The 19,837-nt window shown below is 72.6% G+C and carries 21 protein-coding genes and 1 tRNA gene; 9 read left to right on the top strand and 13 right to left on the bottom strand.

The features are described 5' to 3' along the window. Window positions 1-2: 2 nt before the first annotated feature. The 6 genes from MSA03_RS09235 to MSA03_RS09210 all read right to left on the bottom strand — a co-directional run bounded on the left by MSA03_RS09235 (window position 3) and on the right by MSA03_RS09210 (window position 5,996). A complete protein-coding gene (locus tag MSA03_RS09235; protein ID WP_147050654.1) occupies window positions 3-821 on the bottom strand; it encodes an ABC transporter ATP-binding protein in 819 nt (272 codons plus the stop codon). Then, window positions 818-1,606 carry an ATP-binding cassette domain-containing protein gene (locus MSA03_RS09230; protein WP_028496136.1) on the bottom strand — a complete coding sequence of 263 codons (789 nt, stop codon included), beginning with the start codon at window positions 1,604-1,606 and terminating at the stop codon, window positions 818-820. The genes MSA03_RS09235 and MSA03_RS09230 overlap by 4 nt, the downstream gene beginning before the upstream one ends. Continuing rightward, entirely contained in the window at window positions 1,603-2,475 is an 873-nt protein-coding gene (locus tag MSA03_RS09225) for an ABC transporter permease (RefSeq protein ID WP_028496135.1), read from the bottom strand. Before MSA03_RS09225 ends, MSA03_RS09230 begins: the two co-directional genes overlap by 4 nt. Beyond that, complete coding sequence (locus MSA03_RS09220; RefSeq protein ID WP_028496134.1) at window positions 2,472-3,422, bottom strand: ABC transporter permease; 951 nt, start codon at window positions 3,420-3,422, stop codon at window positions 2,472-2,474. The genes MSA03_RS09225 and MSA03_RS09220 overlap by 4 nt, the downstream gene beginning before the upstream one ends. After that, the gene (locus MSA03_RS09215) at window positions 3,419-4,930 is read right to left on the bottom strand and encodes an ABC transporter substrate-binding protein (RefSeq protein ID WP_147050652.1); all 1,512 of its coding nucleotides are present in this window, start codon (window positions 4,928-4,930) and stop codon (window positions 3,419-3,421) included. Before MSA03_RS09215 ends, MSA03_RS09220 begins: the two co-directional genes overlap by 4 nt. Window positions 4,931-5,036: 106 nt before the next feature. Next, the gene (locus MSA03_RS09210) at window positions 5,037-5,996 is read right to left on the bottom strand and encodes an alpha/beta fold hydrolase (protein WP_244946380.1); all 960 of its coding nucleotides are present in this window, start codon (window positions 5,994-5,996) and stop codon (window positions 5,037-5,039) included. A gap of 69 nt (window positions 5,997-6,065) precedes the next feature. Here MSA03_RS09210 and MSA03_RS09205 point away from each other — a divergent pair, with 69 nt between their 5' ends. The 3 genes from MSA03_RS09205 (at window position 6,066) to MSA03_RS09195 (ending at window position 7,803) form a co-directional block, all read left to right on the top strand. Then, window positions 6,066-6,551: a carboxymuconolactone decarboxylase family protein gene (locus MSA03_RS09205; RefSeq protein ID WP_147050648.1), complete on the top strand. Its 486-nt coding sequence runs from the start codon at window positions 6,066-6,068 to the stop codon at window positions 6,549-6,551. Continuing rightward, on the top strand, window positions 6,548-7,270 hold the full coding sequence (locus MSA03_RS09200) for a tyrosine-protein phosphatase (RefSeq protein WP_147050646.1): 723 nt from the start codon (window positions 6,548-6,550) through the stop codon (window positions 7,268-7,270). Before MSA03_RS09205 ends, MSA03_RS09200 begins: the two co-directional genes overlap by 4 nt. A 68-nt stretch (window positions 7,271-7,338) precedes the next feature. After that, window positions 7,339-7,803 carry an SIP domain-containing protein gene (locus MSA03_RS09195; protein ID WP_028496129.1) on the top strand — a complete coding sequence of 155 codons (465 nt, stop codon included), beginning with the start codon at window positions 7,339-7,341 and terminating at the stop codon, window positions 7,801-7,803. Window positions 7,804-7,827: 24 nt separating this feature from the next. Here the strand turns inward: MSA03_RS09195 and MSA03_RS09190 are convergent, their stop codons facing one another. From MSA03_RS09190 to MSA03_RS09175, 4 genes are all read right to left on the bottom strand, one after another. Continuing rightward, window positions 7,828-8,283 (bottom strand): Fe-S oxidoreductase, encoded by a 456-nt coding sequence (locus MSA03_RS09190; protein WP_147050644.1) that lies wholly within the window; start codon window positions 8,281-8,283, stop codon window positions 7,828-7,830. Continuing rightward, window positions 8,280-9,107 carry an arginase family protein gene (locus tag MSA03_RS09185; RefSeq protein ID WP_147050642.1) on the bottom strand — a complete coding sequence of 276 codons (828 nt, stop codon included), beginning with the start codon at window positions 9,105-9,107 and terminating at the stop codon, window positions 8,280-8,282. The genes MSA03_RS09190 and MSA03_RS09185 overlap by 4 nt, the downstream gene beginning before the upstream one ends. 76 nt (window positions 9,108-9,183) lie before the next feature. Then, window positions 9,184-9,921: a PspA/IM30 family protein gene (locus MSA03_RS09180; protein ID WP_147050640.1), complete on the bottom strand. Its 738-nt coding sequence runs from the start codon at window positions 9,919-9,921 to the stop codon at window positions 9,184-9,186. A gap of 82 nt (window positions 9,922-10,003) precedes the next feature. Beyond that, window positions 10,004-12,031, bottom strand: coding sequence for a TPM domain-containing protein (locus MSA03_RS09175; RefSeq protein ID WP_147050638.1), 2,028 nt, complete (start codon window positions 12,029-12,031; stop codon window positions 10,004-10,006). 162 nt (window positions 12,032-12,193) lie between these two features. Here MSA03_RS09175 and MSA03_RS09170 point away from each other — a divergent pair, with 162 nt between their 5' ends. From MSA03_RS09170 to MSA03_RS09160, 3 genes are read left to right on the top strand one after another with little or no spacing between them, the layout of a single operon-like run. Continuing rightward, the gene (locus tag MSA03_RS09170) at window positions 12,194-13,027 is read left to right on the top strand and encodes a DUF3097 family protein (RefSeq protein ID WP_147050636.1); all 834 of its coding nucleotides are present in this window, start codon (window positions 12,194-12,196) and stop codon (window positions 13,025-13,027) included. A gap of 35 nt (window positions 13,028-13,062) precedes the next feature. After that, entirely contained in the window at window positions 13,063-13,827 is a 765-nt protein-coding gene (gene trmB, locus MSA03_RS09165; RefSeq protein ID WP_147050633.1) for a tRNA (guanosine(46)-N7)-methyltransferase TrmB, read from the top strand. Between the two features lie 5 nt (window positions 13,828-13,832). Beyond that, window positions 13,833-14,684, top strand: coding sequence for a CPBP family intramembrane glutamic endopeptidase (locus MSA03_RS09160; RefSeq protein ID WP_036272589.1), 852 nt, complete (start codon window positions 13,833-13,835; stop codon window positions 14,682-14,684). A 7-nt stretch (window positions 14,685-14,691) separates the two neighbouring features. Here the strand turns inward: MSA03_RS09160 and MSA03_RS09155 are convergent, their stop codons facing one another. Next, window positions 14,692-14,886, bottom strand: coding sequence for a hypothetical protein (locus MSA03_RS09155; RefSeq protein ID WP_028496121.1), 195 nt, complete (start codon window positions 14,884-14,886; stop codon window positions 14,692-14,694). A 566-nt stretch (window positions 14,887-15,452) separates the two neighbouring features. Between MSA03_RS09155 and MSA03_RS09150 the strand changes: the two genes are divergently transcribed. Continuing rightward, window positions 15,453-16,229, top strand: coding sequence for a thermonuclease family protein (locus MSA03_RS09150; protein ID WP_147050631.1), 777 nt, complete (start codon window positions 15,453-15,455; stop codon window positions 16,227-16,229). A 71-nt stretch (window positions 16,230-16,300) separates the two neighbouring features. Here the strand turns inward: MSA03_RS09150 and MSA03_RS09145 are convergent. After that, window positions 16,301-16,376 (bottom strand) — tRNA-Arg (locus tag MSA03_RS09145). Between the two features lie 16 nt (window positions 16,377-16,392). Continuing rightward, the gene (locus MSA03_RS09140) at window positions 16,393-17,151 is read right to left on the bottom strand and encodes an SGNH/GDSL hydrolase family protein (RefSeq protein WP_036272328.1); all 759 of its coding nucleotides are present in this window, start codon (window positions 17,149-17,151) and stop codon (window positions 16,393-16,395) included. Between the two features lie 113 nt (window positions 17,152-17,264). Here MSA03_RS09140 and MSA03_RS09135 point away from each other — a divergent pair, with 113 nt between their 5' ends. Both MSA03_RS09135 and argS read left to right on the top strand, forming a co-directional pair. Further along, the gene (locus tag MSA03_RS09135; RefSeq protein WP_147050629.1) at window positions 17,265-18,110 is read left to right on the top strand and encodes a transglutaminase-like domain-containing protein; all 846 of its coding nucleotides are present in this window, start codon (window positions 17,265-17,267) and stop codon (window positions 18,108-18,110) included. Window positions 18,111-18,171: 61 nt separating this feature from the next. Next, the gene (gene argS / locus MSA03_RS09130) at window positions 18,172-19,836 is read left to right on the top strand and encodes an arginine--tRNA ligase (RefSeq protein WP_147050627.1); all 1,665 of its coding nucleotides are present in this window, start codon (window positions 18,172-18,174) and stop codon (window positions 19,834-19,836) included. Window position 19,837 lies beyond the last annotated feature (1 nt).

Below are 19,837 nucleotides of genomic sequence, written 5' to 3'. Positions count from 1 at the left end.
CGTTAGCCCGCGCCACCGACCCCGTGGTCTCGCGCGTCGATGATGGGGATGGACGCCAGCAGTCGCCGCGTGTAGGCGACCTGAGGCTCCAGGAGCACCTTCTCCGTCGGGCCCTCCTCGACGATGCGTCCGTCCTTCATGACGAGCACCTCGTCGCAGAGGTTCTGCACGACCCCGATGTCGTGCGAGACGAGGAGGAGGGTGAGCTGCTCGCGGCGACGGAGTTCGCGCAGCAGCTCGAGGATCTGCGCGCGCACCGTCACATCGAGCGCGGACAGCGGCTCGTCGCCGACGAGCACGCGGGGGCGGTGCGCGATGGCGCGCGCGATCGCGATCCGCTGCCGCTGGCCGCCGGAGAACTCGTGCGGGAAGCGGTCGGCCATCTCCGGCTCCAGGCCCACGTCCGCCAGCACCTCGCGCACGCGGGTGCGCCGATCACCGGGGATGCCGAGAGCCCACAGCGGCTCGGCGACGATCCGCCCCACGCTCATCCGCGGATCCAGCGACGCGTACGGGTCCTGGAAGACGATCCCCGTCTCGCGGCGCAGCCAGTGCAGCGACCGGGCACCCGCCGTGGCGTCGACGGGCCGGCCGTCGAACTCCACGGTGCCGGAGGTCGGGGTGTTCAGTCCGAGCAGCAGGCGGATGAGGGTGGACTTCCCGGAGCCGGACTCGCCGATGATCCCGACGGCGGACCCGGCGCGGACGTCGACGTCGGCGTCGTCGAGGGCGGTCGTGTACCGGGGCGCTGCGAACAGGCCGGGGGAGGGTGCACGGAACCGGCGGCCGAGTCCGCGGGCGCGGATGAGCTCGTCGCTCATGACCGGCCCCCCGGACGCCACAGGGTCGCGGTCGCATCGCGGAGGAGCCCCTGCGTGACGGGGGAGGACGGCGCGGTGAGCAGCCGCGAGATGGGTCCCTCCTCCACGACGCGGCCGTCTTCGAGGACGACGGCGTGCGTCGCGATCTGCGACAGCACGGCGAGGTCGTGCGTGATGAAGACGAGCGACATCCCGTCATCGGTGACGAGGGAGTGCAGCAGCTCGAGGATCTCCGACTGGATCGTGACGTCGAGGGCCGTCGTGGGCTCGTCGGCGATGAGGAGGCGCGGGCGGCACGCGAGGGCCATCGCGATCGCCACACGCTGCCGCTGCCCTCCGGAGAGCTGGTGCGGGTAGCGGCCGACGATCTGCTCCGGGTCGGGGAGGCGCACGCGGGCGGCTTCGGCGACGGCGCGGGCGAGCGCCTCGCGCCGGCCGAGTCCCTCGTGGATGCGGACGGACTCGGCGATCTGCCGCCCCACGGTGCGGATCGGGTTCAGGGCGGTGCGCGGCTCCTGGAAGACGATCCCGATCTCGTCGCCGCGCAGCCGGGCGAGGTCGCGATCGGGGAGGTCGATCAGCTCGCGGCCGTCCCAGCGGATGCTGCCGCTCGCCGTCGCACCGCCCGGCAGGAGCCCGAGGAGGGCGAGGGCTGTGAGGGACTTGCCGGAGCCGGACTCGCCGATGAGGCCGACGCGCGCACCGTCGGGGACGTCGAAGGAGATGCCGTCCACGACACGGCGACCGGAGATCTCGATCGTGAGACCGCGCACCTCGAGGCTCACGCGACCACCTCCGGCACGTGATGGGCGGCGCGGCGCGGGGACAGGGTGGGATCGGTGGCCTCACGGAGTCCATCTCCCAGGAGGTTCAGGCCGAGCACCGTGAGGGTGATGGCGAGACCCGGCCACACGACGGTGAGCGGGTACACCGTGATGTACGCCTGCAGATCCTTCAGCAGCAGCCCCCAGGACGGCTCGGTGACCGGGGCCCCGAACCCGAGGTAGCTGAGGCCCGCCTCCGCCAGCACGGCGACGGCCATCGCCCACGACAGCTGCACGATGAAGACGGGCGCGACGTTGGGCAGCAGGTGCCGCCACAGGTTCTGGAACGGGGTGAGGCCGCTCGCGCGGCCCGCCAGGACGAAGTCGCTGTGCAGCACGCGACGCAGCTCCGGCCGCGTGACCCGGGCGACGTTCACGCCGAACCCGATCCCCACCGAGATGATGACGACCCAGAGCGAACCGCCCCACACGGCGGAGATCATCATCGCGATGATGAGCACGGGGAAGGCGATGAGGATGTCGACGACGACGGCGACGGACTCGCGGATCCAGCGGGCGGTCAGGGCGCCGAGGGAGGCGAGGATGATGCCGATCACGGTCGCGACGACGGCGGCGCCCACCGCGACCCGGAGCGTCGTGCCGGCGCCGGCCATGAGAAGGCTCAGGATGTCGCGGCCCGACCCGTCGGTGCCGAGGAGGTGCGGCCAGCCGGGCGGCGCCCAGCGGCCGGCGATGTCCACGCGCTGCGGGTTGAACGGCGTCCAGAACCGTGCCGCGATCGCGACGACGGCGATGCCCGCGGCCACGAGGAGACCGAAGCGGCCCGTGGACAGCGCCCACAGCCGGCGGAGCCAGGCGAACCGGGTCATTCCGCCTCCCGCTGCCGTGGGTCGATGGCCCGGTGGGCGAGGTCGACGAGGAACCCGACGATGAGGACGAAGCTCGTGAGCACGAGGAGCTCGCCCTGCACCTTGAGCAGGTCGCGATTGCTGACGTCGGCGACCAGCATCCGTCCGATCCCGGGCAGGGTGAACAGCTGCTCGATGACGACGGCGCCGACGATGATCCCGGCGACCTGAAGGCCCAGGACGGTGATGATCGACAGTCCGACGGTCGGAAGGCCGTGCCGGATGAGGGCCTGCGTGCGGGTGAGGCCCTTCGCGGCGGCGGTGCGCACGAAGTCCTCGCCGACCGCCTGCAGGGTCGCCGAGCGCACGAACCGCAGCAGCATCGCGCCCTCGATGACCCCGATCGTGATGGCGGGCAGCAGCAGGGCGCGCAGCGCCGCGCCCGGGTCGGACCAGCCGGATCGGGGGAAGCCCTGCGCCGGCAGCCAGCCGAGCCAGACGGCGAACACGACGACGAGCATCATGCCCGCCCACACGACGGGGACGGCCGCCACCGCCTGCGCGCCGACGTTCAGCGCCGTGCCGTCGGCGCGGCCGCGCCGGATCGCGGACAGCACGCCGAAGGGGAGCGCGATGACGATCGCCACGGTCATCGACAGGAGGCCGAGCGGGATCGTCACCTGCGCCTTCTGCGCGAGCTCGCTCGCGACCGGTGTGCCGGTGAGCATCGACTCGCCCAGGTCGCCGGTCAGGATGCCGCCGATCCAGGTGGCGTACTGCACGGGCAGCGGCTGGTCCAGGCCGAGGCGCTGCTGGATCGCCGCGATCTGCTCCGGCGTCGAGTTGATCCCGGCGATGAGCTGGGCTACGTCTCCGGGCAGGACCCGGAGGGTGAAGAAGATGAGCGCACTGGCGACGAACAGCCCGAGCAGCAGCAGGGCCGATCGTGTCAGGGCGTACCGGATCACTCCGTGCTCTTGACCAGCTGGGCGAGGTTGAGCCGCTCGTTGACGTTCACCGACGGCACGCCCGTGACGTTCGAGGCGACCGCGAGCACGGAGGCGCCGTTGTACAGCCAGTCCGCCGCCATGTCCTCCGACACGATGCGCGCGGCCTGGGCGAGGAGGTCTGCGGCCTCGTCGGGGTCGACGGCGGCGACCGACTCCGCGTACAGCTTCTGCACCTCGGCGTTGTCGTACGTGAAGTAGTACTCCGGGTTCGCCCAGTTCTCGAAGTCCCGCGACTCCGTGTGCAGCACGAAGCTCAGCTCGTAGTCCTGGTTGATGTAGACGTCGTTGATCCAGGTGGGGAACTCGACCTGGTTCACCTTGAGCGTGATGCCCACATCGTCGAGGTTCGACACGAGGATCTGCGAGACGGTCGTGCCGTACCCGTTGTACAGCGTCAGCGTCAGCGTCAGGTCCTCCGCGTCGGCCTCCTTCAGGAGGGCGCGCGCCGCATCGGGGTCGAACGGCGCCACCTCGGAGAGGTCCTCGTAGCCGGGGTCCAGCTCGGGGATGGGGCCGTACTGGGTCTGTCCCGCGCCGAGGGCCTCGACGATGGCATCCTTGTCGATCGCCTGGCGGATCGCCTGGCGGACGCGCTCGTCGCTCAGCGGGCCGCTCTTCGAGTTCATCGCGAGCGTGCCCTTGTCGGTGGACTTGCCGAGCACGAGCGCGAAGTCGCCGCCGGCCTCGATCTGGTCCTTCAGGTTCGCGTCGAACCCGGTCAGCACGTCGAGTTCGCCGGCGAGGGCGCCGTTGAGCGCCGCCTGGGTCTCCGGGATGTAGCTGAAGACGACCTCGGCCACCTGTGCCGGCTCGCCCCAGTAGCCGTCGTAGCGCGCGAAGGTGATGCTGGCGCCCTGCTTCCAGCCGGCCAGGGTGAACGGGCCGGTGCCGTTCGTGGCCGTCTTGCGGTCGATCGTGTCGTCCTTCTTGAGGATGAGTCCCGCGCGGCCGGTGAGGTTCCACAGCAGCGTCGAGTCCGGCGCGCCGAGGGTGAGGGTGATCGTCTGCCCCTCCGCGGTGATGCCGGTGACGCCGGCGAGGCGCGCGGAGTCGCGGTAGGCGGCGTTGTCCCGCACCTGTGTGAGCGACCACACGACGTCCTCGGGCGTCAGATCCTGGCCGTCGTGGAACGTGACCCCCTCGCGGAGCGTGAACGTGTAGGTGAGGCCGTCGGGGGAGATCTCGTAGTCGCTGGCGAGGGCGGGGACGACCTCCTGGTCGGGCGTCCGGGCGACGAGGCCCTGGTAGACGTTGTCGATCAGGATCTGGTCGAGCGCGGCGCCCGCCGTCTCGCGGATGTCGAGGTTCCCGGGCTCCAGCACGAGGCGGATCCCGACGGAGGCGTCGGGGTCGGCGGTCAGCTCGGTCTCGGACGGACCGGGCTCTGCGCTGCCCGTGCACGCGGTCAGGAGGAGGGCGCCGGCGGCGAGCATCGCCGCGGCGGCGAGGGCGGTACGACGAAGCATGCGGGGGTGGTCCTTTCGCAGGTGCAGACTCGGCATCATCGCTGTCCGATGCGGGTCTGCGGACGTGGTGCGCACAACAGCCTAGGGTGACGCGTCCGCTGCGGGGTCATCCGGCGTCATGAACGCGTGCCGCGAGGAGTCCGCCGAGCTCGACGGGCTGGTCCTCCTGCACGTTGTGCCCGGCCGCGACCGTGATGACCTCGGCGGCGGGCAGGCGCCGCCGGTACTCGTCGACGTCGGCGGGGGTGAGATAGCCGCGGTCGCCGCGGATGAGGGTGACCGGGACCGCCACGGCCGCGAGGTCGTCCCACCCGGCGGCGGAGAGCACCCCGGCCGACGCGCTCGCCGCACTGTCGGCCGCGGCCGCGGCCGCGCGGTCGGCGGCCAGGAGGTGGGCGAGGTGCGCCAAGTGGTGCTTCCACTCCACCCGCCCGTCCTCGCGGACGCGGGAGTTGAGGAACACGCCGCGCGTCGCCGCCTCCCGCGACCCGCCGAGGCCGAAGGAGAGGGCGCGGTCGACGAGCTCCTCCCGCGAGGCCCAGTCGGTGGGGCCGGCGAAGAACGCGCGGATCTGGCTGGCGCCGCCGTTCGGGTCGAGCCCCGGGGAGATGTCGACGACGATGAGTCGGCGCACGAGCTCCGGGTGCGCGGCGGTCAGCGCCGCGGCGGTCAGGCCGCCGAGCGACTGGCCGACGAGCACCTGCGGCGACGCCGCCCACACCGGGAGCACCGCGGCGAGGTCCGCCGCGAGCACGCGGCCCGTGTAGGCGCCGTCCGCACGCCACGACGAGTCGCCGTGCCCGGGCAGGTCGACGGCGAGCGCGGGCAGGCCGAGGGCGAGGACCGTCGTGTCCCACGTGTGGGCGTTCAGTCCCGCGCCATGCAGGAGCGTGACCGCAGGGGGCGGGAACTCCCCGGTGGCCGGGTCGCCGTACTGCAGCGCGCTGACCGTCCGGCCGTCCGGCAGCGGCGCCGTCACCCGGCGCACCGGCGGGATCGCCGTCACCCCGATGCCGGCCGCCTGCGCGGGGAGGAAGGAGAACTCGTCGAACGGGGTCGTGGTCACGCGGCATCCTCGGGGTGACGGGGCGATGGTCGATCCATTCTCCCGGATGCCGTCGGTAGGGTGGGCGTCATGACCCCGGAACGCCGCGTCCATCTGTCCCGATCGGCTCGTCCCGCGTACGACGCGCTCGAGGCGTTCTCGCAGACCGTCGGGGAGATCGCGGCAGAGGCCGGCATCGACGCGCGGATGAAGGAGATCGCCCTCGTCCATGCCTCTCAGCTGAACGGGTGCGCGTACTGCGTCCGCATCCACGTCGACCGGGCCGTCGCGGCAGGGCTCACGGCCGACGAGATCGCGCAGATCGCGACGTGGCGCGACTCCGGTGTCTTCACGGCCCGGGAGCGGGCCGCCCTCGAACTCGCCGAGTGCTACGTGTACATCCACGAGGACGGCATCCCCGATGAGGTCTACGACCACGTCGGCGGCATCCTCTCCGAGCAGGAGTACGTCGCGCTGAGCTGGCTCCTCGTGTCGATCAACGCCTTCAACCGCATCACGATCGCGGGCAAGTACCCCGTCCCGCCGCGGCGGGGGGCCATCGCGGACCCGGCATGACGGACCCGCTGACCGTCGCGGGTGCCCTGAACTTCCGGGACACCGGCGGCCTCCCTGCGAGCGGGGGGACGACGCGTCCCGGCGTGCTGTTCCGGTCCGGGAACCTCGCCCGCGTCGACGCCGCGGGACGGGAGACGCTGCGGCGGCTGGGCCTGCGGCGCATCGTGGATCTCCGCGACGACGCCGAGGTCGCGTGGGAGCCGACCCGGCTCGCCGACCTCGGCCACGAGACGGTCCGGATCCCCCTGTTCGCGGGGTCGACGGCATCCTTCTTCGCCGAGGACCTCACCCTCGACGACCTGTACCGCTCCCTCGTCGACGGCGCGGGGGAGAGCATCGTCGAGGTGGTGCGCGCCGTGATCGCCGACCAGCCGGTGCTCGTGCACTGCACCGTCGGGAAGGACCGCACGGGCGTGACCGTCGCGCTCGCACTGGCTGCCGCGGGCGTCGACGAGGATGCCGTCGTGGCCGACTACGCGCGCACCGAGGCGCTGCTGCCGGCGCAGCGCAACGAGCGGGTGCTCGCCTACCTGCGGAGCCTGCACCCCGAGGCGCGACACCTCGAGGAGCTCGCGACCCGGTCGCCCGCGCCCGCCATGCGCCGCGTGCTCGACGACCTGCGGGCCCGCTTCGGGGCGCCCGTGGAGTTCCTCCGCGCGCACGGCCTCGGCGACGACGAGATCGTCGAGCTGCAGCGCGTCCTCATCGCCTCGCGCTGACGGCGCATCGGCCGCGCCCCCAGACCAAGGTTAGGCAACCCTTCCTCGCGGGGTATAGTGGTCGCATCATGTCCCGCTCCACCGCGCACACCCCCGCCGCCTGCCGGGCGTCCAAGCACACGCGCGTCCAGCACCTCATCACGGCGGACGAGTCCTCGCTCGCCGAACTCGAGGCGCTGATCGCGACGCTCCCGCTGTGCTCGACCGGCCGCGTGTTCGTGGAGGTGCCGGATGCCGGCTGGATCGGGCGTCTTGCGGCCCCGGCACGGATGACCGTCACCTGGCTCGACCGCTCGCGGCGCTCCGGAGCGCCCGGGACCGGTCGCGCCTGCGCGCCCGGCGAAGCCCTGGCGCGCGCCGTCACGGCGTGGGCGGACGAGATGCTGTGCCGCGAGGACGACGCGACCCGCATCCACCTGCTCGGCGGGTTCCTGGGCACGGCCGACATCGTCGACCATCTGACCAGCGCACTGCACATCGACGCGTCCGCGATCAGCGCTCCCGAGCGCTTCGGCCTGCTGTCCGCACGGTAGGGCCTGCGTGGGGACTCGGCGTCCTCAGCGTCCCGTGGTCCGTGGCACGTAGTTGCCGTCTTCGAGTCCCGCGAGGATCTCGAACCGGTTCTTCAGCGGGTTGCGCCCGGCGACGAGGTACAGCACCGGCATGAGGAACCCGTAGCGCCGCCACTGCGCGGCGTGCACGGCCTCGTGCCGGAGGATGCGTTCGGTGAGGACGCCGTCGCCCGTCAGGTAGCAGCGTCCGACGCACACGCCGCCTCGGCCGTAGGTCCAGGACGGCATGCCGCGGAACACGAGAAGGCCCCCGCGGCGGAGCACCGGCCCCGTGGACCACAGCGATCCCCACAGCCACCCGACGGCGGTGCCCCACCAGTAGCCGAGCCGACTGATCGGGGAGTCGAGCAGGAACGAGGGGATGGCGCGGTCGAGGCGTTCGCCGCGGGCGACCGCCCGCTCGGCGGCGGCCTCCCAGCCGGCCGGCGGTGTCGCGATCATGCGAGGGCGCCCACGATGCGCAGGATGCTGCCGAGGTCGTCGACGGCGGCAGCCGGCGTCGCGGGCGCGAAACCGCACACCGACGCGCCCGCCAGCGGCAGGCGCGCGCGCAGGGCGGCGATCGACGCCGTGACATCGGCGACGGCGAGCCCGAACGGGACGGCCGAGGTGAGGCCGGTCATGACGGCCGGGTCGAGCACGTCGAGGTCGACGTGGATGTAGACGGCATCCGCGCCGGTTGCGGCGACGGCGTCGGCGAGGGCCTCCGGGTCGGCGAGGTCGGCGACGCCGAGCACGCGGAGCCCGGTGGCGGCGACGAGTGCGGCTTCGGCGTCCTCGAATTCGCGGGCGCCGGCCAGGATGACGCGGTCGGCGGTGACGGCGCCCCCGGCGGAGAGCTCACCGTCGCCGAACACGGCGCGCAGGGCCATGCCGGCGAACGCGCCGGAGGGGGAGGTGTCGGGGGAGTGCAGGTCGCCGTGCGCGTCGAACCAGACGACGGCCATCCCCGGATGCCGGGTGGCCGCGTGGGCGACCGCCGGCACCGCGACGCCGCAGTCGCCGCCGATCACGACCGTCGGCTGGTCGCCATCGGACTCGGCGCGGTCGGCGAGCTCGGCGGCCACGAGGTCGCGGATGCGCGTGAGCGAACTCAGGCGCCGGACCGGGCTGCCGAGCGATTCGCCGGCCTCCAGCGGGACGTCGATGCGCGTGGAGGAGGCGCGGGGCAGGTCGCCTGCGATCGCCTCCGCGCCGTCGATGAGCAGCATCGCGCGCGCGGCCGGCGAGCCCTGCCATTGCGGAACCACGACGAACCGGGTCATGCGCAGCCTCTCGAGGCGGGTGGGCACGGCGCCGACCGGAGTCGGCGCCGTGCCACGGTGGGACGGCTCGCGCCGATTACTGCTCGATCGCCGGGGCGGGGGTGCCCCCGGTCTTCAGCGCCGCGAGGCGGGCTTCGACCTCGGTGAGCTCCCCGACGTCCTCGAGCTGGTTGAACTGCGCGTCCAGCGACGAGGCGGCGAGCTCCTGCTTGCCGGCGGCGAGGGCCTCCTGGCGTCGGACCTTGTCCTCGAAGCGGCCGAGCTCGCTGGTCGGGTCGAGCACGTCGATCGACTTGACGGCGTCGTGGACCTTGTTCCGGGCCTCCGCGGTCTTCGCGCGGGCGAGCAGCTCGGAGCGCTTCGAGCGCAGCTGCTCGAGCTTGCCCTTCATGCCGTTGAGGCCGTCCTTGAGCTTCTCGACGACCTCGGTCTGCGCGGCGATGGAGGGCGCGATCGCGCGCACCTCGTTCTCCTCGCCGATCTGACGCTGCAGCGCGATCTTCGCGAGGTTGTCGAACTTGTCGGCGTCGGCCGTGTTGCCGGCCGAGCGGAGCTCGTCGGCCTTCTTGCTCGCCGCGAGGGCCTTGTTGCCCCACTCCACGGCGGCCTTCCGGTCCTCCTCGTGGTCGCGCTCGAGGAGGCGCAGGTTGCCGATCGTCTCGGCGATCGCGGCCTCGGCGTCGGCGATGTTGTTCGTGTAATCGCGCACGAGCTGATCGAGCATCTTTTCCGGGTCCTCGGCCGAGTCGAGGAGGGCGTTGATGTTCGCCTTCATCAGGGTCGAGATGCGTCCGAAGATGGACTGCTTTGCCATCGGTTTTCCTTTCCTAGCGGGAAGTTTCTTCAGTTGTCGTCGGAAGTCCATGTCACCTTCTGGGATGTGTGCGGCGCCGCGCTCAGAAGCGGCCCCCTCCGCGTCGGCCCCGCGTGCCCCCGCCGCCGAAGCTGCCCGGGCCGATGCCGCCGCCGAAGCCGCCGCCGCCGAAGCCGCCGCCGCCGCGGCCGCCTCCCCCGCCGAAGATACCGCCGCCGCCACCGCCGAGGAGGGAGTTGATCACGATGCCGCCGAGGACGGCGCCCATCATGTTCCCGCCGCCACCGGAGTTGCCGCCGCCGAGGAGTCCGCCACCGCCGGAGAAGGCGCCGACGTCGTTCTGCGCGTACTGGATGGCCTGCCCGGCGAGGTCGTTGGCGCGCTGCGCGTACTGCAGGGCCTGTGCGGGGTCGCTCGCGGCGAGCTGCTGCGCCTGCATGAGCGAGGCGCCGGCCTCCGCGAGCCGGGTGCGGGCTTCCGCGCCGATCGCGCCGCGGCGCGAGGTGATGAAGTCCTCCGCGGCGGACACCTGCGCCTGGGCCTGCATGAGCTGCTGGCCGAGCAGCTGGCTCGCGCGCTGCGCCTGCGCCTGCGCGTCGCGAACGCCGGCGAGGAGGGTGTCGATCTCGGTGTTCGCGGCCTCGAGCGCCGCGAGCGCCCCGAGCGGACGCTTCTGCGCACCCGTGAGGTTGCTGCGCGCAGCATCGACCTGCTGCCGCGTGGACGCGATGACGGGGGCGAGGCGCCCGTCCCGGTCCGGCATCGCACCGGCGGCCGCGAGGTCCTTCTCGAGGTCCGCGATCAGTGCCGCGGCGTTCTGCTCGCCGGCCGTGAGATCGGCCTGCAGCTTCGTGACGGCATCCTCGAGCATGCGCGCCTGGCCGAGCGCCTCCTCGGCGGCGCGGATGCTGACGGCGGCCGCGGAGCCGTCACCGGAGCCGATGGCCTGCTCCGCGGCGGTCAGTCGCTCGTCGGCGAACGCGATGCGCTGCTGCGCCTGCGCCGGGTTGTCGGCGACGGTCGCGATCGCGTCGGCGGCGTAGGTCGTCTGCAGCGCGGCGAGGCGCTCGGTCGCCTCGGCGATGCCCGCAGCGACGGTCGCCCTCAGCTCCTGCGCGCGGGTGAGGGCTTCCGGCGCGTTCTGCTCGAGCTTGCGCAGCTCGTCGAACGCCTCGGCCTTCTCGTCCAGCTCGGCGTTCGCCGTCTCGCACAGTTCCAGGATCTGCGTGTTCCACGCCCGGACGTCCTGCTCGGTGTCGGGTACCTCGTCGTCGAGCTGCTGCTGCAGGGAGAACGCCTGCTCGAGCATCGCCTTCGCGCGCGTGAGGGTCTCCTCGAACTCGGCCGCCGCGGCGTCGCCGAACTGGGCGCGAGCGAACCCGAGCTCCTGCTCGCTGGTCTTGACGGCGTCGTCGGTCTGCACGAGCGCGGATGCCGCGCGGCGGGCGAGTTCCTCGGTGGGAACGGCGGCCACGGCCTGCGGGCCCGCGGCGCCGCCGGCGACGGCCGTGCCCTTCCGGCGTGCGCGCACGATGAGCCAGATGACGACGATGACCGCCGCGGCGATCAGCAGGAAGACGAGGATGCCGCCGAACCCGCCGCCGCCCGGCGCGGCCCCGGGAGCGCCGTCGCCGCCGCCCACGGCGTTCTCGAGGCCGTCGGCGGCCGCGATGCCCGCGCCCGCCCAGTCTCCCGAGCCCAGGGCGGGCCGGATGCGCTGCTGCTCGATGGTGCCGAGAGCCGCGAAGTCGACGGGACCCGCCGAGTCGCCGGAGAGATAGAACGTGCGCCCCTCGGTCGCGATCGCGAGGAGGTACTGGTTCGGGCCGAGGCCGTTGTCCTCCGCCGTCCGGGTCGCCCAGGCCTCGGGGTTGGCCGGGTCCGTGAACACGTCGACGTAGACCACCCAGAGGTCCACGCCCGATGCCGCGGACAGCTGCTCGGAGCGCTGCTGCACCTCGCCCTCCTCGGCCGCCGACAGCACGCCGGCGTCGTCGAGGACACGCGTCGCCCCCAGGGAGACGGGGCCGGTCGCGAGCGCGGCGCCGGCAGTGCCGCCCACGACGATCGCCAGTGCGGCAGTGAGCGCCAGAGCCCATCGCGATCGCATCGGTGGATCCTCCTCCGGGGGCACGGAGGCCGCCCCCTCCGCGAGTCTATTCCCCGGTTCGCATGAGGCGATAGCTCGGCGCAGACCGTTCCCGCGCATCCCGCGCGTGGCTCGGCGGGGGCCACGCGGCGCCGGGTTAGGCTCACGCGTTCGGAGGCTCACATGGAAGATCGATACGCGGGCGACGTGCTCGCCCCCGGCTGGCGCACGGCGGGACGTCCCGTGGTCCCGGTCGTCGAGGCCGTCCGCGATCTCGTCGTGGAGGTCGCCGCCGACGGGTTCTGCGGCGCGGTGGCCGGGTGGCAGAGCGGCCTCGTGGAGCTCGAGGACCGGCACGGCCGCGTCCGCCTCTTCCCGCTCGGCGGCGGCTTCCTGCTGGAGGGCAGGCCCGTGCAGCTGACCGCGCCGAAGGCCGCGGCATCCCGAGCGCCGGCACGCACGGCATCCGGCTCCTTCGCCGCCCCGGAGGCGCGCGCCCGCGTCGCCCGCGCGTCGCGGATCCTCGTCGAGGGCAAGCACGACGCGGAGCTGGTGGAGAAGGTGTGGGGCGACGACCTGCGCGTCGAGGGGGTCGTCGTCGAGTACCTGCAGGGCGTCGACCTGCTCGACGCCGTCCTCCGCGACGACCCGCCGTCCGCGGAGCGCCGGTACGGCGTGCTCGTGGACCACCTCGTCCCGGGATCGAAGGAGACACGCCTCGCGCAGGCCGTCGAGCGCGGTCCGCACGGCCGCTTCGTCCGGATCGTGGGGCACCCGCACGTCGACGTGTGGCAGTGCGTCACCCCGAAGGCCCTCGGCATCGCCGGGTGGCCGGACGTGCCGCGCGGCATCGAGTGGAAGGTGGGCGTCAGCCGGGCCCTCGGCTGGCCGGCGGAGACACCCGCCGACCTGGCCCGGAACTGGCAGCGGATCCTCGGCGCCGTGCACTCCTACCGGGACCTCGACCCCGCCCTGCTCGGCCGCGTCGAGGAGCTCATCGACTTCGTCACGGCGTGAGGCGCCCGGCGCGGGTGACTCGGTAGCCTGGGGGGATGCCGCATCCCGACGCCGACGACGTCCCCGACGACGACGCCCCCGACGCTCCGCGGTTCCGCGACAAGCCCGTCTCCTTCGTCCGCCGCAGCGGCCGGATGAGCGACGGGCAGGAGCGCGCCTGGGCCGCCCTGTCCCCCCACTACCTGCTGGACGTGGAGCGGGCTGCCGCGGTCACCAGCATCCGCCCGGGCGACCCCGTCGACCTGACCGCCGTGTACGGGCGGTCGGCTCCGCTGGTGGTGGAGATCGGGTCGGGGCAGGGACACGCGATCGTGCACGCCGCCGGCGCGACGCCGGAGGCCGACTTCCTCGCCGTCGAGGTGTTCCGCGCGGGTCTCGCCCGCACGATGCTGGACGCCGACCGTGCCGGCATCGACAACCTCCGGCTCGTCGAAGCCAACGCCCCCGAGGTTCTCGAGCACCTGCTGCCGGCGGCATCCGTCGACGAGATCTGGATCTTCTTCCCCGACCCGTGGCACAAGAACAAGCACACCAAGCGCCGCCTCGTCGCTCCCGGCTTCCCGGCCGTCGCGGCCCGCGCACTCAAGCCGGGCGGTCGCCTGCGGCTCGCGACGGACTGGGAGGACTACGCGCTCCAGATGCGCGAGGTGATGACCGCCGCGACGGAGTTCGCGCCGGGCTTCGAGGGGGCGTGGGCGCCGCGTTTCGAGGGCCGCATCATGACCGCGTTCGAGCGCAAGGGTCTGGCGAAGGGGCGCGACATCCGCGACCTCGTGTACGTGCGTCGCGACGGGGCGTAACCGGGATGCCGGCCGATTCCGATCCCGGCATACGCCCGGTCGTCTCGCTGCGGACGATCCCCGCGGCGCTCGTCTGCCTCGCCGCCCCGGCGCTGTTCGTGCTGCAGGTGTCGTGGCTCGGCTGGATCCTGCTGGCCGCGGGGATGCTGACCGCCGCGCTCATGGAGCGCGGCGCCGTCGTGGGGCGGGCACCGTCGCTGACCCGTGACCTCTCGCTCATCGCCGTCGGGCTGCTGATCGTCAGCGCCATCGATCTGGCCGCGGAACTCGACGACCTCGCCATGGTGCGGTTCACGCTGGCGCTCGGCGGCGCCGTCGTCGTGCCGTACGTCATCTCCCGGTGGGTGTACCGCGACCGCGCGATCCGGTTCCCGTGGCGCGGCGGGCACGCGTGGAAGCCGTGGCAGTGGATGTGGCTCGGCGCCGTCCTCATCCTCGGCTGGCTGCTGCTGCCGTTCTACTTCCTCACGAGCGGCGTGTACCTGAACTGGCCCGTGGTCGACACGCCCGATCTCATCGCGCGACTGTTCGTCGGGGTGGGCGCCGTCGGCATCTGGGACGAGCTGTTCTTCATCTGCACGTGCTTCGCGCTGCTGCGCCGGCACTTCTCCGACGGGGCCGCGAACGTGCTGCAGGCGGTGGTGTTCGTCTCGTTCCTGTGGGAGCTCGGCTACCGCGCGTGGGGGCCGGTCCTCACGATCCCGTTCGCGCTGCTGCAGGCCGTCATCTTCCTGCGCACCAAGTCGCTCGGCTACGTCGTGACGGTGCACCTGCTCTTCGACGCCGTCGTGTTCGCGGTGCTCGTCCACGCGCACAACCCCGGGCTCCTGGACTGGCTGTTCTTCATCTCGCCGTAGCGCGGGGTCAGAAGAGGGCGAGCAAGGCGGGTCCGAAGACGACCGCGGCCGCGACCGGCACCACCAGGAGGCCGAGCGCCGCGATCCCGAACGCCAGCATGCTGCCGAGCACCGACAGGACCGCGGCGGTGCCCGCCGAGACGCGCTCGGCGGGGGAGGGGCGGCGGGCGAAGGACGGGACGGAGAGGGTCGCGGTGGCCATGATCCGACGCTACGAACCGGGCCGCGCCGTCCGCGTCGGCCGCCGGACCGATCCCCGTCATCCTCGAGGATGACGTGCGGCGCGCGTCCCCGGCATCCTCACCTTCAACATGAACTCGAAATGACTTCGCGGTGACATCTTGACGGCTCGGCGCGGCTGAGTATCTTGGTGCTCGCGAAGGAAAACGGAGACACAGGAACTCGGAAGAGAACCGGGAACAGAGACCGAAAACGCAACTGATGATCGCCCCGGGGCTTCGGCTCCGGGGCGATCTTCGTGTGTCCGGGATCTTTCCCAGGCGTCGGCGCCATCTGGGGTGGCGGGCCCAGCGGCGGATCCAACGGCGGATCCAACGGCGGAGATCCTGAGCGTCGTGACCCGGATGTCGCGCGCCCGCGGCGCGGCGCGCATGAGATCCGCCGTTGCGCATCCGGTGCCCGCTCTGCGGCCGCGCCGCGCCGGCGGCGCGGGCGGTCGTCGTCGGGCTGTTAGCTTCGACGTGATCTGGGGATCGCCGGCCGGCGCTGCGCCGCGCCGTGCTCCGGGAGCGACGGAACGGGGAGCGCGTGCGAGTCGGACGGACACTGGGGTCGATCGGCGCCGCCGGGATCATCGCGGCGGTGCTCTCGGCGTGCGTGACACAGCCGGCGCGGACGGATGCCGCGGCATCCACCCCCGTCCCGCTGGCCACCCCCGCCGCGTCGGTCCCCGCGGAGCCCGCGGCGGAGCCGGTCACCTTCGTGTCGGTCGTCGACGGCGACACGATCGAGACCAGTGCGGGGACCGTCCGCATCATCGGGATCGACACGCCCGAACGAGGGGAGTGCGGGCACGACGAGTCGTCCGCGACGATCGCAGGCGTGCTCGCCGGCGGCGATCCCGTGACGCTGGAGCTCCCGGCGGGGCAGGACGATCAGGACCGGTACGGCCGCCTCCTCCGGCACGTCAGCACGGCGAGCGGCATCGATCTCGGGATGCTGCAGATCCAGGCCGGCACGGCGGTCGCGCGCTACGACTCCCTCGACGGGTACCCGGCCCACCCGTGGGAGGCGGAGTACCGCTCGGCGCAGCGGGCCACGCTGGGGGCGGACGGCTCGGTGATCACCGTCGCCTGTCAGCCCGCCGCCGCAGCGCCGCCCGCCCCCGTGGCGCCCGTGGTGCCCGCGACCGAGCGGTGGTGGGAGCAGTACACCTCGTGCACGAAGCTCAAGAAGAACGGCGCCGGTCACCCGACCGGCCCGTTCCAGCAGAACGACCCGGCGGACGCCGAGCTCTACGAGTGGTTCGCGAACGGCACCGGCAACCACGGCGACGGCGACGGCGACGGCCTCGCCTGCGAGTGAGCGCCGTGCCGCGCACGGGAAAAGGAGAAGGGACCGCAGGGTCTTCATGACCCGCGATCCCTTGCCCTGACTGGTGCCCCCGACAGGAGTCGAACCTGCGACCTACGGTACCGGAAACCGGCGCTCTATCCACTGAGCTACGGAGGCGTACCGATCGAGACTATCACCGCGAGATGGTCGCGACCGCCTCCGCCAGGCGCTCGGCGAGGTAGGCGTGTCCCGCGGTCGACGGATGGTTCCGGCCGACGCCGGTGTCGATGACGTCGAGGTAGTTCGCCTGGGTGATCCACCCCTCCTGGAGGGGGGAGAGGTACCACCAGCCGCGCTGGGCGGCCAGGCGGGCGAGATCGCGGTCGATCCGCGCTGTCGCCTTCTGCACCGGAAGCACCTGCGGGGCGGGTCCGAGCACGACGACGCGCGCGGACGGGTACGTGGCGGACAGCCGGTCCCACGCGGCGTTGACGGCGGCGTCGTAGCCGGTCGCGGGGAGGCGGCGGTCGTTGATCGACCCCTGGATGATGACGAGGTCGGGGTCGAGCGTGGGGTCGAGCGCCGAGATGCGGGTGCCGAAGTCGGGTCCGTCGATGCCGGGCTTGAGGTAGCCGCTGCCGCGCACGCCGTCCACGACCGTGGTCCACCCGGTGAGGGCGGACACGACGTAGGCGTAGCCGAGGGCCGGGTCCGTCGCGGCGGAGCCGAACGTCCAGGAGTCGCCGAAGATGAGGACGGTCGGGTTCTCGGGCAGGTCGAGAAGGTCGGGCGTGACGGCGACGGCCGTGTCGCCGGAGCCGGCCGCGACGGTGGCCGCGGGCGTCGCCCACGGGCGCCAGACGGCCACGACGGCGACGGCGGCGACGACGACGGCGAGGCCCCCGATGACCCACGGCGGGATGTGCCGGGAGGTCGGGTCGGTCGCGCGCATGCGAAGAGGGTACGTCACGTTCCGCGCCGGACAGAATCAGCGCGCGGGAGGCCCCCCGGGACGCACGGCGCGCACGTGCCGGAGCACGCCGCGGGGCATGCGAGGATATCCCGGTGCAACGCATCGTGACCGCCGAACTCGACCTGGATCTGGGGTCCTCCGTCGACCTGATCTTCCAGATCGCGGCGGCCCAGCCCGCGCCCGTCGTCCGCGAGGAGCTGACCTTCACGCAGGGCGATCGCGTGTACACGCCGACCGAGATCGTGGACCAGTCCGGGAGCCGCCTGCACCGGCTCCTCGGCGAGGCCGGACGGCTCGAAGTGCGCTACGAGGCGGTCGTCGAGGGCCTCGGCACGCAGCGGGCCACGAGCGACCTCGAAGCCATCACCTACCTGCGTCCGAGCCGCTACTGCCAGTCCGACGAGGTCTTCTCGCAGGCGCGACGTCAGTTCCGCGGGCTCCAGGGACACGAGCTGATCGCCGCGGTCAGCGACTTCGTCGGGGCGAGCACGACGTACACGCCCGGCCTCAGCCAGGGCACCGACTCCGCCGTCACGACGCTCATGACCGGCCAGGGCGTCTGCCGCGACTACGCGCACGTCGTGATCGCGCTGCTGCGCGCCATGGACATGCCGGCCCGCTACGCGGCCTGCTTCGCGCCCGGCCTGCGCCCGATGGACTTCCACGCGGTCGCCGAGGCCTACCTCGACGGCAGCTGGTACGTGCTGGACGCGACGCGGCTGGCCAACCGCCGCTCCCTCGTGCGCATCGCGACGGGGCGGGATGCCGCGGACTGCGCCTTCCTGAGCTACCACGGCGGCCACGTCGGGCTGTCCCGCATGCGGGTCGACGCAGCCGTCGTGCCGGACGACGCCGCCGAGTTCGACGGTCTCGACATCGTCGCCGCGGCATCCGACCCCGCGCACGACGACGGGGCCGAGCTCATCCAGCTCGCCTGAGCCGCGGCATCCTCCGCCGGCAGAAGGAGGGCGCGGGTGCGGCCCGTAGACTTGAGAGGTTATGAATCCTGACGCCCTCTCCGAAGCCCTGCTCGCCGTCATCGCCCCGCTCGCGGAGGCGCGACGAGTCGGCGCCGGCGAAGGACTCACCGTCTCGGACCTCGTCCTCGAGCGCCCGAAGAACCGCGACCACGGTGACTGGGCGTCCAACGCCGCGCTGAAGCTCAGCAAGACGATCGGCGCGAACCCGCGGGAGTTCGCGGCGGAGATCGCCGCGCGCCTCGGTGAGGTCGACGGCATCGCGAGCGTCGAGGTCGCCGGCCCGGGATTCATCAACATCCGCCTGGCCGCCGCCGCCGCCGGCGCCCTCGCGAAGACCATCGTCGAGGCAGGCGCCGCCTTCGGCACCAACGACAGCCGTGCCGACGAGGTCATCAACCTCGAGTTCGTCAGCGCCAACCCGACGGGTCCCATCCACCTGGGCGGCACGCGCTGGGCCGCCGTCGGCGATTCGCTCGCGCGCATGCTCGCCACGCAGGGCGCGGCCGTGACGCGGGAGTACTACTTCAACGACCACGGTGCCCAGATCGACCGCTTCGCGCGCAGCCTCATCGCCGCCCACGAGGGGCGACCGACGCCGGAGGACGGCTACGGCGGGGCGTACATCCACGACATCGCCCGCCGCGTCGCCCTGGCCTACGAGGGAGACATCGACGACCTCGAGCCGGCGGCGAAGCAGGAGGCGTTCCGCGCGATCGGCGTCGGCTTCATGTTCAACGAGATCAAGCAGTCGCTGCACGAGTTCGGCGTCGACTTCGACGTGTACTTCCACGAGAACGATCTGCACGACTCCGGCGCGGTCGACCGTGCCGTCGAGCGCCTGCGCGCCCTCGGCCACATCTACGAGGCCGACGGGGCGACGTGGCTGCGCTCGACCGACTTCGGCGACGACAAGGACCGCGTCGTCATCAAGTCCGACGGGCAGCCCGCCTACATCTCCGGCGACCTCGCCTACTACCTCGACAAGCGCGAACGCGGCTTCAACCGCTGCATCATCATGCTCGGCGCCGACCACCACGGCTACGTGCAGCGCCTCATGGCGATGTGCGCCGCGTTCGGGGACGAGCCGTACGTCAACCTGCAGATCCTGATCGGCCAGATGGTCAACCTCGTCAAGGACGGCCAGCCGATGCGCATGTCCAAGCGGGCCGGCACCGTCGTGACCCTCGAGGACCTCGTCGAGATCGTCGGGACGGATGCCGCGCGCTACGCGCTCGTCCGCAGCTCTGCCGACTCTAACCTCGACATCGACCTCGACGTGCTGCAGAAGCGCACGAACGACAACCCGGTCTTCTACGTGCAGTACGCGCACGCCCGCACCCACAACGTCGGGCGGAACGCCGCGGACTCCGGTGTCGACCGCTCCGCGTTCGCGCCGGAGCTCATCGACCACGAGACCGAGTCGGCGCTCCTCGGTGCGCTGCAGGAGTTCCCGCGCATCGTCGCGTTCGCCGCGGAGGTCCGCGAGCCGCACCGCGTCGCCCGCTACCTCGAGGAGCTCGCCGGCCTCTACCACCGCTGGTACGACAGCTGCCGCGTCACGCCGCTCGGCGACGAGGAGGTCACCGACCTGCACCGCACGCGCCTGTGGCTCAACGACGCGACCGGTCAGGTCCTCCGCAACGGCCTGGGCCTCCTCGGCGTGAGCGCTCCCGAGCGGATGTGAC

Origin of the sequence: Microbacterium saccharophilum (genome assembly GCF_007992455.1) — a bacterium.
GTDB classification, from domain to species: Bacteria; Actinomycetota; Actinomycetes; order Actinomycetales; family Microbacteriaceae; genus Microbacterium; species Microbacterium saccharophilum.
This window is presented reverse-complemented; position numbering and strand designations above follow the sequence as displayed.

Coding starts and splice junctions, on each gene's coding strand:
- MSA03_RS09235 (WP_147050654.1), bottom strand. CDS start 821: ATGAGCGACGAGCTCATCCGCGCCCGCGGACTCGGCCGCCGGTTCCGT.
- MSA03_RS09225 (WP_028496135.1), bottom strand. CDS start 2,475: ATGACCCGGTTCGCCTGGCTCCGCCGGCTGTGGGCGCTGTCCACGGGC.
- MSA03_RS09215 (WP_147050652.1), bottom strand. CDS start 4,930: ATGCTTCGTCGTACCGCCCTCGCCGCCGCGGCGATGCTCGCCGCCGGC.
- MSA03_RS09205 (WP_147050648.1), top strand. CDS start 6,066: ATGACCCCGGAACGCCGCGTCCATCTGTCCCGATCGGCTCGTCCCGCG.
- MSA03_RS09200 (WP_147050646.1), top strand. CDS start 6,548: ATGACGGACCCGCTGACCGTCGCGGGTGCCCTGAACTTCCGGGACACC.
- MSA03_RS09195 (WP_028496129.1), top strand. CDS start 7,339: ATGTCCCGCTCCACCGCGCACACCCCCGCCGCCTGCCGGGCGTCCAAG.
- MSA03_RS09190 (WP_147050644.1), bottom strand. CDS start 8,283: ATGATCGCGACACCGCCGGCCGGCTGGGAGGCCGCCGCCGAGCGGGCG.
- MSA03_RS09185 (WP_147050642.1), bottom strand. CDS start 9,107: ATGACCCGGTTCGTCGTGGTTCCGCAATGGCAGGGCTCGCCGGCCGCG.
- MSA03_RS09180 (WP_147050640.1), bottom strand. CDS start 9,921: ATGGCAAAGCAGTCCATCTTCGGACGCATCTCGACCCTGATGAAGGCG.
- MSA03_RS09175 (WP_147050638.1), bottom strand. CDS start 12,031: ATGCGATCGCGATGGGCTCTGGCGCTCACTGCCGCACTGGCGATCGTC.
- MSA03_RS09170 (WP_147050636.1), top strand. CDS start 12,194: ATGGAAGATCGATACGCGGGCGACGTGCTCGCCCCCGGCTGGCGCACG.
- trmB (WP_147050633.1), top strand. CDS start 13,063: ATGCCGCATCCCGACGCCGACGACGTCCCCGACGACGACGCCCCCGAC.
- MSA03_RS09160 (WP_036272589.1), top strand. CDS start 13,833: ATGCCGGCCGATTCCGATCCCGGCATACGCCCGGTCGTCTCGCTGCGG.
- MSA03_RS09155 (WP_028496121.1), bottom strand. CDS start 14,886: ATGGCCACCGCGACCCTCTCCGTCCCGTCCTTCGCCCGCCGCCCCTCC.
- MSA03_RS09140 (WP_036272328.1), bottom strand. CDS start 17,151: ATGCGCGCGACCGACCCGACCTCCCGGCACATCCCGCCGTGGGTCATC.
- argS (WP_147050627.1), top strand. CDS start 18,172: ATGAATCCTGACGCCCTCTCCGAAGCCCTGCTCGCCGTCATCGCCCCG.